Annotated in this window: 16 protein-coding genes and 1 pseudogene; 8 read left to right on the top strand and 9 right to left on the bottom strand. The window is 57.2% G+C overall.

All coding sequences use genetic code 11. From position 1 onward, the window contains the following. Window positions 1–26 precede the first annotated feature (26 nt). Window positions 27–797: an IclR family transcriptional regulator gene (locus FKP33_RS22425; protein WP_127608773.1), complete on the bottom strand. Its 771-nt coding sequence runs from the start codon at window positions 795–797 to the stop codon at window positions 27–29. Window positions 798–997: 200 nt separating this feature from the next. Here FKP33_RS22425 and FKP33_RS22420 point away from each other — a divergent pair, with 200 nt between their 5' ends. Together FKP33_RS22420 and FKP33_RS22415 are read left to right on the top strand one after the other, a co-directional pair. Next, window positions 998–1,507 carry a dihydrofolate reductase gene (locus FKP33_RS22420; protein ID WP_054799908.1) on the top strand — a complete coding sequence of 170 codons (510 nt, stop codon included), beginning with the start codon at window positions 998–1,000 and terminating at the stop codon, window positions 1,505–1,507. 99 nt (window positions 1,508–1,606) lie between these two features. Continuing rightward, window positions 1,607–1,924, top strand: coding sequence for a hypothetical protein (locus FKP33_RS22415; protein ID WP_054797996.1), 318 nt, complete (start codon window positions 1,607–1,609; stop codon window positions 1,922–1,924). Window positions 1,925–2,004: 80 nt separating this feature from the next. On the opposite strand, the gene FKP33_RS22410 is transcribed toward FKP33_RS22415, so the two are convergent. Both FKP33_RS22410 and FKP33_RS22405 read right to left on the bottom strand, forming a co-directional pair. Beyond that, window positions 2,005–2,304 carry a hypothetical protein gene (locus FKP33_RS22410; RefSeq protein WP_155615054.1) on the bottom strand — a complete coding sequence of 100 codons (300 nt, stop codon included), beginning with the start codon at window positions 2,302–2,304 and terminating at the stop codon, window positions 2,005–2,007. 178 nt (window positions 2,305–2,482) lie between these two features. After that, window positions 2,483–3,712, bottom strand: a complete 1,230-nt coding sequence (locus FKP33_RS22405; protein WP_054797997.1) for a glycosyltransferase family 2 protein — start codon at window positions 3,710–3,712, stop codon at window positions 2,483–2,485. A 154-nt stretch (window positions 3,713–3,866) separates the two neighbouring features. Between FKP33_RS22405 and yyaC the strand changes: the two are divergent. Beyond that, window positions 3,867–4,388, top strand: a pseudogene (gene yyaC / locus FKP33_RS22400) (spore protease YyaC); the annotation flags it as partial. 37 nt (window positions 4,389–4,425) lie between these two features. After that, window positions 4,426–6,270 (top strand): ABC transporter ATP-binding protein, encoded by a 1,845-nt coding sequence (locus FKP33_RS22395; protein WP_054797999.1) that lies wholly within the window; start codon window positions 4,426–4,428, stop codon window positions 6,268–6,270. Window positions 6,271–6,351: 81 nt separating this feature from the next. On the opposite strand, the gene sugE is transcribed toward FKP33_RS22395, so the two are convergent. Beyond that, complete coding sequence (sugE, locus tag FKP33_RS22390; RefSeq protein ID WP_127608771.1) at window positions 6,352–6,666, bottom strand: quaternary ammonium compound efflux SMR transporter SugE; 315 nt, start codon at window positions 6,664–6,666, stop codon at window positions 6,352–6,354. Between the two features lie 16 nt (window positions 6,667–6,682). Then, complete coding sequence (locus FKP33_RS22385) at window positions 6,683–7,273, bottom strand: TetR/AcrR family transcriptional regulator (RefSeq protein ID WP_054798001.1); 591 nt, start codon at window positions 7,271–7,273, stop codon at window positions 6,683–6,685. Window positions 7,274–7,453: 180 nt separating this feature from the next. Here FKP33_RS22385 and FKP33_RS22380 point away from each other — a divergent pair, with 180 nt between their 5' ends. Beyond that, window positions 7,454–7,744 (top strand): hypothetical protein, encoded by a 291-nt coding sequence (locus FKP33_RS22380; RefSeq protein ID WP_054798002.1) that lies wholly within the window; start codon window positions 7,454–7,456, stop codon window positions 7,742–7,744. A 96-nt stretch (window positions 7,745–7,840) separates the two neighbouring features. Here FKP33_RS22380 and FKP33_RS22375 read toward each other — a convergent pair whose 3' ends face one another. Further along, window positions 7,841–8,605 (bottom strand): sulfite exporter TauE/SafE family protein, encoded by a 765-nt coding sequence (locus FKP33_RS22375; protein ID WP_127608770.1) that lies wholly within the window; start codon window positions 8,603–8,605, stop codon window positions 7,841–7,843. A gap of 102 nt (window positions 8,606–8,707) precedes the next feature. On the opposite strand from FKP33_RS22375, the gene FKP33_RS22370 reads away from it, so the two are divergent. The 3 genes from FKP33_RS22370 (at window position 8,708) to FKP33_RS22365 (ending at window position 11,271) form a co-directional block, all read left to right on the top strand. Beyond that, a complete protein-coding gene (locus FKP33_RS22370; protein ID WP_127608769.1) occupies window positions 8,708–10,315 on the top strand; it encodes a sensor domain-containing diguanylate cyclase in 1,608 nt (535 codons plus the stop codon). Between the two features lie 82 nt (window positions 10,316–10,397). Next, window positions 10,398–10,559, top strand: coding sequence for a hypothetical protein (locus FKP33_RS27310; protein WP_164751887.1), 162 nt, complete (start codon window positions 10,398–10,400; stop codon window positions 10,557–10,559). Between the two features lie 43 nt (window positions 10,560–10,602). Further along, window positions 10,603–11,271, top strand: a complete 669-nt coding sequence (locus FKP33_RS22365) for an oxidoreductase (RefSeq protein WP_127608768.1) — start codon at window positions 10,603–10,605, stop codon at window positions 11,269–11,271. 74 nt (window positions 11,272–11,345) lie between these two features. Here FKP33_RS22365 and FKP33_RS22360 read toward each other — a convergent pair whose 3' ends face one another. The 3 genes from FKP33_RS22360 to FKP33_RS22350 all read right to left on the bottom strand — a co-directional run bounded on the left by FKP33_RS22360 (window position 11,346) and on the right by FKP33_RS22350 (window position 13,561). Beyond that, window positions 11,346–11,660 carry a dehydrogenase gene (locus FKP33_RS22360; RefSeq protein ID WP_127608767.1) on the bottom strand — a complete coding sequence of 105 codons (315 nt, stop codon included), beginning with the start codon at window positions 11,658–11,660 and terminating at the stop codon, window positions 11,346–11,348. A 109-nt stretch (window positions 11,661–11,769) separates the two neighbouring features. Then, a complete protein-coding gene (locus tag FKP33_RS22355) occupies window positions 11,770–12,234 on the bottom strand; it encodes a cupredoxin domain-containing protein (RefSeq protein WP_141336414.1) in 465 nt (154 codons plus the stop codon). 91 nt (window positions 12,235–12,325) lie between these two features. After that, a complete protein-coding gene (locus tag FKP33_RS22350; protein WP_141336411.1) occupies window positions 12,326–13,561 on the bottom strand; it encodes an MFS transporter in 1,236 nt (411 codons plus the stop codon). Between the last annotated feature and the right edge of the window lie 4 nt (window positions 13,562–13,565).

Genomic DNA, 13,565 nt, shown 5'->3' with positions numbered 1-13,565 from the left:
CGGGCGGCTGCCGTTCTGAAGCCTGTCTAAGCGTAATGGCCCAATTTGCTGGAAATCTCATTCGCAGCGCTCTTGAGAATGCCAACCGCATGCGGAATATCGAAGTTCCGGATGTGCTCGGTCGGCCCCACAATACTAAGGGCGGCAATCACTCCTCCGGTGTAATCCCGCACAGGCACCCCGATGCTTGCAACCCCCTCGTGTATTTCATCCAGGCATATGGCGTACCCTCGACTGCGAACCTCCGCTAGATGCTGTTTAAACTGTTCAGAGTCGGTAATGGAGTTAGGGCCATAGGGCTGCAGGCGTTCGGCTATTTCCGCAATCATGTCCTCCTTCTGATAGGCGAGAAGAACTTTTCCTGTTCCGGTGCAGGATGCGGGGTTTCGGTTGCCGACCAAGGAGAGCAGGAGATCCGGATGCTTGATTTCCACTTTCTGAAGGTAGGCGACATCGGTGCCTTCCAATATGCCGATAAAGGCGCTCTCGCCCAATTGCTTCGCCAGATTCTCCAGGACAGGAAGCGCAATTCGATGAATTTCCATCTGGGTTGTAATAATACCGGTGTAACGCAGCAGGGCAAGACCAAGACGGTACTTGGACTTGGGGCCTTTTTCCAATAGGCCGTCGGCGGTAAGGAACGTCATAAGATGATAGACGGTGCTTTTATTCAATCCGAGCAGCCTGGCTATTTCGGTTACTCCCAGTTCGGGACGTTCCAAGGAGAACAAACGCAAGATGCGCATCGCATTTTTGACGGAATGGAGCGTGTAATCTTTTTTGTTAAGCGCTTTCATATAACCTCCAACACAATGAGCGGTAGTGGGCTTGCCCCTTACTTTTAGTATAACACGGCACCGGGAGGACTTGAAGGCGAAGATTTCCGTACACTTTCAAATGTGATATGATGGATAACAATTAAAATGCCCAAAATCATTGTGGTTAAACATTAAATGGGTTAGGGGAAATATAGGCAGGACGGAAGGAGTGTTGGCGGATGACGATTTCTTATATTTTGGCGATGGACGAGGCCCGGGGGATTGGGGTTGACAACCGGCTGCCCTGGCATTTACCGGCTGACCTGGCCTATTTTCGCAAGAAGACAACGGGGTCTACCATCTTAATGGGACGTAAAACGTATGATTCGATCGGTAAACCGCTGCCGAAGCGCACGAACGTTATTTTGACGCGGGACGCATCGTTTCAGGCCGAAGGCTGTACGGTCATCCGCTCGGTGGAGGAAGCTGCTCAAGTGTACGGACGCGGCGGCCGCAACGAGGAAGAAGAGCTGTTCGTCATCGGCGGAGCCGAAGTGTTTCAGCTGCTGATGCCGTACGCGGATCGGCTGTATATCACGGAAATTGCGCACCGTTTTGAGGCGGATACGTTCTTCCCGGAGCTCGAGCCGCTGGAGTGGCGTGAAGTTTCGCGCGAGCGGGGCGTCAAGGATGAGAAAAATCCCTACGATTATGATTTTGTCGTATACGAGCGCGTAAGGAAGCCGTAGGTTGCGCGGGCAGGGTGCCCCATGGAGGAATGAAAATGCCGGTTTTCGCGCATCTTAAAGGCTGAACGTACACATTGGAGCCGAGAGGAAGATGCCGACATGACCGAAGTGAACCAGCATCAAATGCCGCTGCGCCACGTCATCGACAACACCGAGAAGGCCATTCAAGTTGCCAAAGATGCGGAAATGGCCGTCAGACACGCCCAATTGGAGTCGAACCCGCACAAGGTGCAGGCTGCTTTGGCCGAGATGGAAGCCGCACAGCATGCGCTGCATAAAGCGCAGGGGCAGATGGTCGCCAAAGATAACGACCATCATCACCAAGAGCTTGCGCAGGTGCAGGATCAATTGACGCAAGCGATACAAAGTCTGGATGTTACCGCTTCGAACACACATCAGCCGAAGCAAGTCCGTTAAAAGCGGTACCGGTTCAAACCAAAAAACAGCTGGAGGTTGGCTTCATGCCATACCGTCCAAGCTGTTTTTTTGCCGTACATTTACTTGCGGCCGCGTCCCTGACCTTGCCAGCCGCCTTGCCCTTGACCATGTACTTGCCCATACTCCTGCCCATGCCCGCCGTATCCGCCATGTCCGTAATAATGTTCGTGTCCGCCATAGTGGTGGTGCGGATGGTAGTGGTACGGATGGTAGTGGTGCGGATGATAGTGGTACGGATGGTAGTGGTGCGGATGGTAATGGTGTTGTGGATGATGGTACGGATATTGTGAACCGGACCAGCTTCTCTCCTGATCTTGAATTTGCGGATAACCGCTGGAAGAACGCGTATTTGCTGGCATAAGTCATTCTCTCCCTCGCTGTGTGAGTGTGCTGATTACGTAATAAGTATATGACGAACACACAGAAGGGTGTGCAGGTGCCTTAGCAATTGGGCTGATTTTTTACAAGGACTCGATGTGCTGGCGCAGCACAAGCAGAGCGAGCGTCATCAGCATGCTGATTTTTTCGGGAAGTCTATTATGAATCCGAATCCTTCATGGACCGCAGCGCCTTCAGCGGATAGAACGTTCCCCGCCAATAAATGCCGCCTTGGCGCAAAGTCAATCCGACCGAGCGGACGACGACATAGGTTAACAGCAGGACGGCGGCAGGCAGAGCGATCGTTTCGATGCCGCTTCCGCCGGTCATGGCGCGAATCAACAGCAAGTAAACGACGACCATCAGCGCCGCAGACAAGGCGAACGTCCAGGCGCTCCAGCCGGGAAGCAGCAGCCACGCGATCCACGGGAAGAAGAACAAGCCGAGCTGGCCGCAAACCCCCAGCGCCGCTTTCCACAAACGGTAGCCGAAGCCGGAAAATAAATTTTTCTCCAGCCCGCGGACGGCGTCGTGCAGGGTGGCATACCATTCGACCTCAATATGGTCCGCTCCCGAGGCGAGCCGCTGCCGCAATCGGGCGCGTTTCACCAGTCGTCCGAGCTGCAAGTCGTCGTCTGGCCGCATGGCCAACGCCTTGTGTGTGCCGATTCGCTCGTAAGCGTGCCGAGTAATCAAGTTGAAGGCCCCGATGCCCATGCCGTGCTTGTGCTGAAAATCGTCGTTAGAGCGCCAAGGACGCACATACAAGCCGAGCGTAAAGAAGAAATATTGCACGAACGCCTTCAGCCAAAAGCCCCGCATCCGCATTCGGGGAGCCAGCGTCAGATGATCGGCTTGCTCCTCCTGCAAATAATGAACCGCGTCGGAAACCGTGTTCGGGGCAAACTTGACATCGGCGTCGGTAAACAGCAAGTATTTGCCGCGAGCCTGGGCGTAGCCTTGATACAGCGCGTGGTTTTTCCCGATCCAGCCGGACGGGAGCGATGTAATATGAATGATGCGTACCGGTATGTGAAGATCGCCGCGGTTCTCGGACCAGCGCCTGAGCTCGTCCAGCTTGCGGCCGGTGCTGTCGCGGGAGCGGTCGTTCACGGCGATAATCTCGATTCGCGGATAGGTTTGATCGAGCAGATGCTTCACCGTATCGGCAATCGTTGACTCTTCCTCCTTCGCGGCGATGATGATCGATACGAGCGGTGGAAGGGAGGGCGCCTGCTTGTCCGCCGACCGCTTAGGCTGCGCCGGTATAGTCGGATGACCCGCGTAACGGGGCAGCTTGAACATCCATCGCCGGGCACGAAGCACGTCCAGCAGCATGAAGAGCCAGTAGCCAAGCGCTGCTAAGGCCAAGCCTTCCGTGAAATTCATGGTTCACCTTCATTCTGTACTCGGTTTTCAGAAAATTATAGCATGCCTGGATCAGGCGCAACAAATGCTGCGGGGCGTTGTCCAGTCGCCTGATGCTGCCATATAATAAAAGAATGAAGATTCGGCAGCTAGAATCGGGTGAGGGGGAATGGCGATGGGGGGAGATACGGCGCAGCCGTTATTTCGGAAAAAGGTAAGGGCGGACGAACTGCCTGAGTTTCTGCGGTTGATCCGGCAGCAGGGGGTGACGACGCTTGACCTGTTGTTTCTTTGTATTGGAACGGATCGCTCGACTGGGGATGCGCTCGGGCCTCTCATCGGCTCGATGCTGGAGGAGTCCGGCTACCGGCATGTGATCGGAACGCTTGCGCATCCTTTGGATGCGAGCAATCTGTTCGAGCGTCTCCATGAAATACCGCCGGGCAAAGTGGCGATCGCTATCGATGCCTGTCTTGGGCAGGCGTCCTCGTTAGGATGGTACCAGGTATCGAACCGACCGATCGCACCGGGCAAATCTGTCGGCAAGCAGCTGCCCCTGCTGGGCACGTATTCGATAGCCGGGATCGTGAACATGGATGCCGGGCAGAAGTACGCCATCTTGCAGAGCACGTCCCTGAACCGGGTGATGAATATGGCCCGAGAAGTGACGGCGGCGATTCGCGCCGTATTTCCTCTTCCTCAGAATCGGAAGGCAAGCATAAGGAGGAGCGTTCATGAGAGGAATGGGCGCAGGCGGATCGAGACACGATCTGCAGGAGCGCGGCCAGGCGGAGCTCAAGGACGTGCCGTTGTCCCGCATATACGGACTGTTCCGCAAGTACAGGGGGCAGTTGACAGCGATCGTGCTGCTGGCGCTGGTCGGCGGCGTGATCGGTCTCATCCCCCCGCTCGTGATGCGGGAGATCATCGATCATGCGCTGCCGGAAGGCAATAAAACGGGACTGCTCGTCATGGTCGGTCTGCTCGTGCTGCTGCCGCTCGCGAGCGGGCTGCTCGGCGTTTGGCAAAACCATCAGAACACGAAGGTCGCTCAAGGCGTTATGCGCGATTTACGGCAGTCGCTGTTCGCCAATCTGCAGCGGCAATCGCTGGGGTTCTTTACCGACGCGAAAGCGGGCGAGATCATCCAGCGGCTGACCGGGGACGTACAGGCGGTGCAGAACGTCGTCTCCACGCTCGTCGTCTCGGCGGTAACGCAATCCGCGATCGTGCTGACGAGTGTCGGCATTTTGTTCGCGCTGGATTGGCAGCTGGCGATCTTGGCGACGGTCATCCTGCCGTTGTTCCTGCTGCCGGTTCGGCAAGTGTCGGCGATCCGCAAGCGGCTCCGCATCGAGACGCAGCGCGTGCGGGGCGATATGTCCGCCCGTCTGGGCGAAATCTTCGGCGTGTCGGGCGCGCTGCTGACCCGCATCTTTCAGCAGGAGCCGCAGCAGCAGCGGCAGTTCTCCGAGCTGAACGAACGGGTTATGCAGCTGGAGCTTCGGCTCAATTTGGTCGGGCGCTGGTTCGGGATGGTCATCGGGGTGCTGGGGCCGCTCGGAACCGCCCTGATTTATTTGTACGGCGGCTGGAAGGTGATCGAGGGAACGATGACGATCGGCAGCATCGTCGCCTTCGCTGCTTACCTCGGCATGCTATACGGACCGGTCGCCACGCTGCTCAATTTGCGGGTGGAGCTGGGAACGGTGCTCGGCGTGTTCCAACGGCTGTTCGAGTACGAGGATGTGGTTCCCGAAATTAGCGATCGTGAAGGCGCCGAGCCGCTTCGGGAGGTGGAAGGCCGCATCGAATATTGCGGCGTCTCCTATGCTTATCAGCCGGGACAATATGCGCTGCAGGACGTGACTTTCAGCGCGAATCCGGGCGAAGTGACGGCAATCGTCGGGCCGAGCGGCGCGGGCAAGTCGACGCTGATCGGACTGATTGCGCGGTTATACGATCCGACCGAAGGGGCTGTTACCATCGACGGTCGCGATATCCGGGACGTCACGCTCCACAGCTTGCGGAAACAAATGGCTTTCGTGACTCAAGAGTCGTTCCTGTTTCACGATACGGTACGTCAAAATCTGCTCTTTGCGAAGCCCGAAGCCTCGCAGGAAGAAATCGAGGAGGCCTGTAGACAGGCCTATATCCATGAGGTCATCTCCGCCTTGCCGCAAGGCTACGATACGATGGTTGGCGAGCGGGGGCACCGGCTCTCCGGCGGCGAACGCCAGCGGCTGTCGATTGCCCGCGCGATCTTGAAGGACCCGCGCATCCTTATCCTCGACGAAGCGACTTCGCATCTCGATTCGGCTTCGGAAGCATTCGTGCAGGCGGCGCTTGACGAGCTAATGCGCGGGCGGACGACGCTCGTCATCGCACACCGGCTGTCGACAATTTTGACCGCCGACCGCATCGTAGTCATGGAGGCGGGGCGTATCGCGGAGACCGGAAGACATGCCGGGCTGCTTGCGGCGGATGGGCTGTACGCGAAGCTGTACCGCACGCAATTCGCCAAAGCCGGGGCTGATGCTGAAGCGGAGATGCGCGCTTCTACCGCCAAGTCACGGTAGAAGCCGATTGCGGCATGGCACCGCGGAACGAACACATAACGAAAAGCGGAACCGGATGCAGGATCACAGTTCCGCTTTTCGTTATGCCGTCATTTTCAGGCCGATAAGGCCGACCAGAATGGCGATCAAAAAACCGATCCGCAGCAAATCGCGCGGTTCCCCGAGAAACAGCATGCCGATCACAACCGTACCGACGGCGCCGATACCGGTCCAGACGGCGTAAGCGGTGCCCATCGGCAGCGTTTTGATCGCGAGCGACAGGAAATAGAAGCTGACGATCATGCCGGCTGCCGTCAGGATGCTTGGCGTCAGCCGCGTCCACCCGTTCGTATATTTTAACCCGATGGCCCAAAAAACCTCCATCAATCCGGCAATCACCAAATAAACCCAAGCCATGGTGCTTATCTCCCCTCTAGATGATGTTCGCTTGCATAATGCCTTTCCAAAATATGGACCACACGGCATCGATCCGCTGTTGCCAGTCATCGCGCCGGTAATAATATTGCTGCAAGAACATGCCGTCCAGCAGGCAGTAGAACGAAGCGATCAGATCGTCGACAGGCTCCCGGCGAAGCAGGCCGGAACGCATGCCTTCCTCGAAAATATTGCCCAGCGCTTCGTCCAGCAGCCGTTCCGATAAGGCGAATTGCTCGCGCAGCTTGTCCTGCAGCGGCGCGGGCGGGAACAGCAGAGCCACCTTCAAGAAGGTCACTTGCTCCTGACCAAGCAAATAGCTGCGGCTTGCATCCTGAAACAGCGTACGCAGCTTCTCCTCTACGCCCCGGTCTTGCAAATCCCCGATCAACTGCTTCATCCGGCGCGTATGCTCCTGAAGACAGTCTTCGAAGACGGCTATGAACAAGTCGTCTTTGCTTTTATAGTGAGCGTAGATGGAAGGCGTTCTGATACCGACGGCGGCTGCGATTTCTGACAGCGGAACACCGTCGTACCCGCTTCGCGCAAATAGCTGCAGCGCGGCCTCTCTTATTTTACCGGCAGTCATCCTGCCCCCTCCTTCCTAACTAACGATAATTAGGCAATGCCGATTATACAAGGTTTCCACTCTAAAGTAAAGGGATACAAGCCGTCCCATTCTTTTCACATAACGAGGTTCGTCCGCATATATAATGGATATTACCCTCTTGGTGTCATCATCCGATCGCCTGGTAAAGGAGCGATGCGTATGCGTCAAATTCATCATATCAACCTTAAGGACGAAAGCGGGCGCATTTACTGCTGCTTGCGAAATAAAGTGGTGAAGTTCGACGAGAAGCAGCGGCATGATTTTTGCGGGGGCTGCAGTATGTTTGCCGGCGAAGCGGGCGGGTTGGGCGTCGAGTGCGTCTGGGAGGATTTACGCCCGGTAAGCGATCCGCACACGGCCCAAGACCCTGCAGCTGAATGGCGCAGCAATCAAATCAAGCACATTTGGCCTGCCGACCATTTGGCTACCTGTATCGTTAACACGACGTGATACCCTGCGTAAAAAAAGGGTTTCGACAATACGTGTCGAAAAAATAAGGAGAGGTTGAGCGCCGAATTAATCGGACCGCACACCTCTCCATTTGTTTTATAAGAGCAGATCCCATAGCTGCTTGCCGATCAACAACGACGTGACCCCGATAAAGAGGGGCTTTACATAAGTCGAGCCTTTGCGGATAGCAAGCTGCGAACCGACGTAAGCCCCGACGATCATAGACAAGCCCATAGGCAGTCCGTAGCCGATATGCACCGACTTTAACAGAAAGAAGGAGGCGAGGCTTGCGATGTTGCTTGCAAAGTTCAATACTTTGGCGTTCGCCGATGCGCCGACAAAATCGTAACCGATCATGAGAAACAGGAACAGCAGAAACGAGCCGGTTCCGGGTCCGAAGAAGCCGTCGTAAAACCCGAGCGCGAACGCGCAGGCGGCAAGTCCTGTGCGGCGGAGCGGCGTCATCGGCTTCAAGCTGCCCGAGCCGTTCCAGTTCTTCTTGACTAACGTATAGATTAATATGACGATTAGCAAGCCCACGACAAGCGGCCGGAGAAAGTCGGAAGGCAGCAGATGCACCGTGTAGGCGCCAAGCGCCGCGCCGACGAACGATAGCGGAAACAGAAGCAGCGAAATCTTTTTATGTATTTTCCCTGAACGAAAAAAAGAGACGGTGCTCGTCAGCGACGACAGCGTCCCGCCGAGCTTGTTGGTGCCGAGCACGAGACCGGGCGGCAATCCGGTGAGCATCAGCGCAGGCACGGAGATGAGCCCGCCGCCGCCAACGACCGAATCGATGAATGCAGCTACAAATCCAGCCGCGATCAGAAACAGGAGCATGTCTAAAGCCGGCCATTCCATCTAGCGACTCTCCTTTTTTTCACACAATAGATTCAGTATAGTCAACCAGCCGTTATTTCTCAATGAAAACTTATCATGCGATAGTAGGAAGGGAGCTGACCGATGGTTCGTGCTGCACGGCAACAAACGTTGAAACAAAAATTGCGTATGTGGTATGCCGTCCTTATTCTCGTTCTCGGCTTATCGGTCGTGCTGGCCTACTTCTTCACTACGCAGCGGCAGGCCAGAGAGGTCGCGCACCGCGAATTGGGAAATCAGCTGACGCTGCAGGCGATGATGATCGAGAACTGGTTGCGGGAGCGGATGAGCGATATTCGGCAAATGTCAGAGACGCAAGCCGTCCAGAAGCTGCAGAAGGACGGGATACGCCGCAATTTCGAAAGCTTCATCCGGCAGCAGCACGAGTTTGAGAGGCTCGTGTTCGTTAATATGAACGGTGAAATGGAACTAGACACGTCATCGACGTCAGGCGCGTTGGTTGCGGATCGGGAATATTTTAAAGCCGCTCAGCAGGGGAATTCGTATATGTCTGACGTGATGATCGGCAGATTGTCCGGTAAACCGATTCTGGCCTTCTCGTACCCGACTTATGACGAGCATGGCAGCTGGTCCGGATTGATCTTCGGCTCGGTAAGGCTGCCGACGCTGCAGCATGTTATACATACACTCGACAACGATAATGCGGAGTTTTATGTGCTCGACTGGCAGGGGACGCTGATTACGGCACCGGAGGACTTGCAGCTGGATCCTCAGCAGAACGTCAAGATCGATACGGAAATCGTCGAACGCGCGCGCGGCGGAATAAGCAGCGGGGCTTCGTATCTCAATTATCGGAACGAACGCGTATACGGCGAATATCGCTTGGTGGGAGGGGGACGCTGGATCATTATCGGCGAGATCGGCCGCCATGATTTGTTCGCCAATATATACAACACGATGTTCGTGGTGAGCGCGATCATCGTGATTTTCCTGATCGTCAGCTACAGCGGCATCAAAATTTTGACAAGGCGCATCGAACGGCCGCTTGCGCTCCTGCTGGAAGGCACGAAACATCTCAAGGAAGGCGGCTTCGATTACCGCATCGAGGCGTCGTCGTTCCGTCAAGCGCCCGTCGAGCTGCGCGAGCTGTGCGATACGTTCAACCTGATGTCCGGTAAGCTGGAGTCGAATGTGAGGCTTCTGGAGGAATACGCGCTGCTGGATCCGCTGACCGGATTGCACAACCGCCGCTACATGATGCAAACTGGCGGGCAGCTGCTGCTTGGCGCGCTGGCTTCGGGGAAAACCTGTACCGTACTGATGGTGGATATCGATTACTTCAAGCAGGTGAACGACACGTACGGCCATCTGATGGGCGACCTTGTGCTTCGGTATGTCGCGACCCGCATACGCGAAGCTTGCGGGAGCGGCGATATAGCGGTGCGATACGGCGGGGAAGAGTTTATGATCCTCTCCCTGCAGTCGGACGAGGAACACGGCCGCACGTTGGCGGAGAAGCTGCGTACATCTGTCGCTTCCATTCCGTTCGAGGAGCAGGGACTGCGCATTCCATTGACCCTAAGCATAGGCGGGGTGACGAAGCGCGAAGCGGTCGAGGACGGAGACGGCACCGAGATCCTCTGGAAACTGATCCGGGTTGGCGATCAAGCGCTGTACGACGCCAAACGAAGCGGCCGGAACCGCGTGGCGTGGAGGGCTGCACACGAGTAGGCGTGTGCCCATGGAGAAAGTCGCGGTCCACAGCGGAAGGAATCGAGCGGTTGAATAAGCCAGGGAATAGGCGAACAGGTGTGTGAGCGGGAGAACCGGGCGACTGGACGAAGGAGCGGCCGGATGGCCGGCTAACCGAGGGACACGCTCCGGCTTCATGGCAGACGGCTTCATGGCGGACGTTGCGGGGGCCGGTTTGGTTGTTGACGGAGTTTGTTGTGTTTACCGGCCCGGCATGAAATAATACGGATAACTAAACGATGAAACGGCAAAGGGGGAGAAGCGGGATGTCGAAAATTGCGGTTGTGGCCGGCGCTACAGGACTGGTCGGGGGTGAGCTTGTCCGCTTGCTGCTGGAGCATGCGGGGTACGATCATGTAGTGACGCTCGGGCGGCGGCAGACGGGACTGCAGCACCCTAGGCTGACGGAACGAACCGTTTTGTTCGATCGGCTGGAGGAGGGGACGGACCAGCTGCTGCAGGGCGCGGACGTGTTCTGCGCATTGGGGACGACGATCAGGAAGGCGGGGAGCGAGGCGGCTTTCCGCCAAGTCGATTACGAGTACCCCTTGGCGCTGGGAAGAGCGGCATTGCGGGACGGGGCCGCCCGGTTTCTGATGGTGTCCTCCATCGGTGCGAACCGGGAGTCGAGCTTCTTCTACCTGCGGGTTAAAGGGGATATCGAGCAGGCTTTAGCGGAGCTGAAGCTGCCGGAGCTTGCGATTTTCCGCCCTTCGCAGCTGCTGGGCGAACGCAAGGAAGCCCGGCCCGCGGAGCGGTTGGCCGGGGTGCTGGTTAAGCCGCTCGGCAAGCTGCTGATCGGCCGGTTGGCCAAGTATCGCGCGATCGAAGCGCGGACGGTGGCCTTGGCCATGGTCCGCGCTGCGCAGCGGGGAACGCCCGGCGTCCGCATCTACGAGTCGAACGAGATCGCGGCGCTGGCTGCCGGGACATAGCGCATCATCTTCCGTTATACCCCGGCGGCAGCCGAAAAAAAGACCTGGCGCGCCAGGTCTTTTTTGAATCAGCCTCAACCTCCGAACGAATCCCGAAACGCGCGAGCCAGCACTTCCCGCTCCACGCCGTAGATTTCAGCCACCTCGCCGCATACGTGTTCGTTGAACCAATCGGCAAGCAGCTTCCGATTGCTACCGTTCTCGGCGATATAGGGCAAGTTTGCCAGCACCTTCTTGAAATAGACGTCGTCGGCTCGGTCGATTTGCTCCGCTGTGATGTGACGGCCGACTTTTTTGCGCGCGCGATACAATTCCCGGCTGCAAGTGCGGCGAATTTGCCGAACCGAAGGCAGCGGCTGCTGATGCTTCATTTTATTCCCCGGCTGCATAGGCCCCTGTCACTCTCCTTCCTGCTTACATCGTATGCGGAAGGGCGGGCGGGCGTACCGCCGGGTAAACGGAGCCGGAGCGGCTTACCGCTGCGGCCTGCTGAGCTTGCTACTTATCCACGACCAAATAGCCGATCATCGGGCCGTTGTGCGCGATATCCGGATGCGTCAAACAGACAATGCGGTAAATGCCGGCCTCGTCGGCGCGGAAGCTGACAACGGTCTCCTCGCCTTTCTTGACCTCCCCTTTAACGTTCAGCCCCTCGATCACGAACGGATGGCTGGCGCCGTTGACGCCGAAGATGCTGAGCCGGACGTTGTCGCCTTTTTTGACATAAATCGTTCCGGGATCCCAGCGGTAAGCTTCGATCGTCCTGCCGTTCGGGCCGATTGACTTGAACTCTCCGGTAACGAGCTGAACGGTCCGTACGGCGGAGGTGGAGGCCGGAGCCATCGCCTCGCGCAGCTCGTTACGCTGCAAGAACAAATACGCCGCTCCGCCCAGCAGCAGGGCGGCGGCTCCAAGCTTGAACGCGCGTATTTGTTTGGAGCTGGGCACAATAAATTTGGTCATAGGAATCACCTGCATCTCAAGGTTTGTACCTTGAGTGTATGCAGCGGCTTGTCTGAACATGTCCGGGCTTGGCCTTAAAGCTTGCTGCGTTCTAGCCCGCCGCTTTCGGAAGTGCTTTGGACTCCGCCAACAGCGCGAGTCCGTACACGAGCAGGAAGACGAGCATGATGACGGCCGAAGCGCGATACATGATTGCGTAACCGACGCCGGCTGCGATGCTGCCGAGCAGGAGGGAACCGAAAGCGATGCCGAGATCGATGGAGTTGTAAAAAGCCGCGTTCGCCGCGCCCCGCATCTCCGGACGCACCGATTTGACCATCCAGGCTTGCAGCGAAGGCTGCAGCATGCCGTAACCAAGGCCGTATGCGGCTGCGGAAAGGAGCAAGCCTGCGATGCCTGCGGTGTACGATAGGCAGATGAGGCCGGCGATAACCAGCAGCGCGGCAGGCGGCAGCACGGCGCGATGTCCTTTAAGGTCGAACAGCTTCCCCGCTATCGGACGGATCAGCACGATGGCCGCGGCGTTGGTGAGAAAAAACCAGCCGACGTTGGCCAGATGCGCTTCCTTGCCGAACAGCGCCAAGAAGCTGATCAAGCCGCCGTAGGTAAAGGAAAGCATCATGCTGAGCAGGAAAGGGACGGCCAGCGTTTTGCTGATTTTGCGCCGCGGCTTTGGTGCGATGCGAACGGCCGCGCTGGTAGCGCTTGTTGTGGTCGAAGGGCCGGTCGAGCCGCTCGGCACGCGTCTAGTGCGGATGCCGAAGGTTAGCGGCAGGATGAGGGCGCCGAGCACGGTCGAGACGAACACCAACGTGCCGAATCCGTAGGCGTCGAGCAGCCACAGGCCGATCACCGGAGCGAGCGCCATGGATAAGCCGGTCGAGAGGCCGAAATAGCCCATGCCTTCGCCGATGCGCTTCAAAGGGATGACATCCGATGCCATCGTCCCGTAAACGGTGCTGGTCATCCCGAAGCCGACGCCGTAAAGAACCCGAATCGCCAGAAACAAAGCAAAAGCTCCCGCAGCGTAAAAGCTTGCCGTCGATAAAATATAAAGCCCCAGCCCAATCAGAACGATCCAGGTACGCTGGGACCCCTTGGTAAGTGCGCGTCCGGCAAATAAGCGGGCGACGATCGCCGAGAGCGCAAACAGGCTGATCACGAGGCTGACCGCCCATTGATCGGCTCCGAACGCGTCGGACACATAAGCGGGCAGGGCGGGAGTAATCATTTGCAAATTCAAATAAAGCAGCAAATTGCTGACCGTCAGCAGGATGAAATCCCGGGTCCACAGCTTGGCGGCAGGTGGTTCTTGTTGTACATTCATGGTG

Source organism: Paenibacillus sp. tmac-D7 (genome assembly GCF_006519665.1).
GTDB lineage: Bacteria > Bacillota > Bacilli > Paenibacillales > NBRC-103111 > Paenibacillus_G > Paenibacillus_G validus.
The sequence above is the reverse complement of the archived record's forward strand: the minus strand, read 5'-3'. Positions and strand labels throughout refer to the sequence as shown.

What these genes read in the sequence shown, in the direction of transcription:
- FKP33_RS22385 (WP_054798001.1), bottom strand. Translation starts at nt 7,273, where the DNA reads ATGACTGCCGGTAAAATAAGAGAGGCCGCGCTGCAGCTATTTGCGCGA.
- FKP33_RS22415 (WP_054797996.1), top strand. Translation starts at nt 1,607, where the DNA reads ATGACCGAAGTGAACCAGCATCAAATGCCGCTGCGCCACGTCATCGAC.
- FKP33_RS22360 (WP_127608767.1), bottom strand. Translation starts at nt 11,660, where the DNA reads ATGCAGCCGGGGAATAAAATGAAGCATCAGCAGCCGCTGCCTTCGGTT.
- FKP33_RS22350 (WP_141336411.1), bottom strand. Translation starts at nt 13,561, where the DNA reads ATGAATGTACAACAAGAACCACCTGCCGCCAAGCTGTGGACCCGGGAT.
- FKP33_RS22375 (WP_127608770.1), bottom strand. Translation starts at nt 8,605, where the DNA reads ATGGAATGGCCGGCTTTAGACATGCTCCTGTTTCTGATCGCGGCTGGA.
- FKP33_RS22405 (WP_054797997.1), bottom strand. Translation starts at nt 3,712, where the DNA reads ATGAATTTCACGGAAGGCTTGGCCTTAGCAGCGCTTGGCTACTGGCTC.
- sugE (WP_127608771.1), bottom strand. Translation starts at nt 6,666, where the DNA reads ATGGCTTGGGTTTATTTGGTGATTGCCGGATTGATGGAGGTTTTTTGG.
- FKP33_RS22425 (WP_127608773.1), bottom strand. Translation starts at nt 797, where the DNA reads ATGAAAGCGCTTAACAAAAAAGATTACACGCTCCATTCCGTCAAAAAT.
- FKP33_RS22355 (WP_141336414.1), bottom strand. Translation starts at nt 12,234, where the DNA reads ATGACCAAATTTATTGTGCCCAGCTCCAAACAAATACGCGCGTTCAAG.
- FKP33_RS22365 (WP_127608768.1), top strand. Translation starts at nt 10,603, where the DNA reads ATGTCGAAAATTGCGGTTGTGGCCGGCGCTACAGGACTGGTCGGGGGT.
- FKP33_RS22380 (WP_054798002.1), top strand. Translation starts at nt 7,454, where the DNA reads ATGCGTCAAATTCATCATATCAACCTTAAGGACGAAAGCGGGCGCATT.
- FKP33_RS22395 (WP_054797999.1), top strand. Translation starts at nt 4,426, where the DNA reads ATGAGAGGAATGGGCGCAGGCGGATCGAGACACGATCTGCAGGAGCGC.
- FKP33_RS22370 (WP_127608769.1), top strand. Translation starts at nt 8,708, where the DNA reads ATGGTTCGTGCTGCACGGCAACAAACGTTGAAACAAAAATTGCGTATG.
- FKP33_RS22420 (WP_054799908.1), top strand. Translation starts at nt 998, where the DNA reads ATGACGATTTCTTATATTTTGGCGATGGACGAGGCCCGGGGGATTGGG.
- FKP33_RS22410 (WP_155615054.1), bottom strand. Translation starts at nt 2,304, where the DNA reads ATGCCAGCAAATACGCGTTCTTCCAGCGGTTATCCGCAAATTCAAGAT.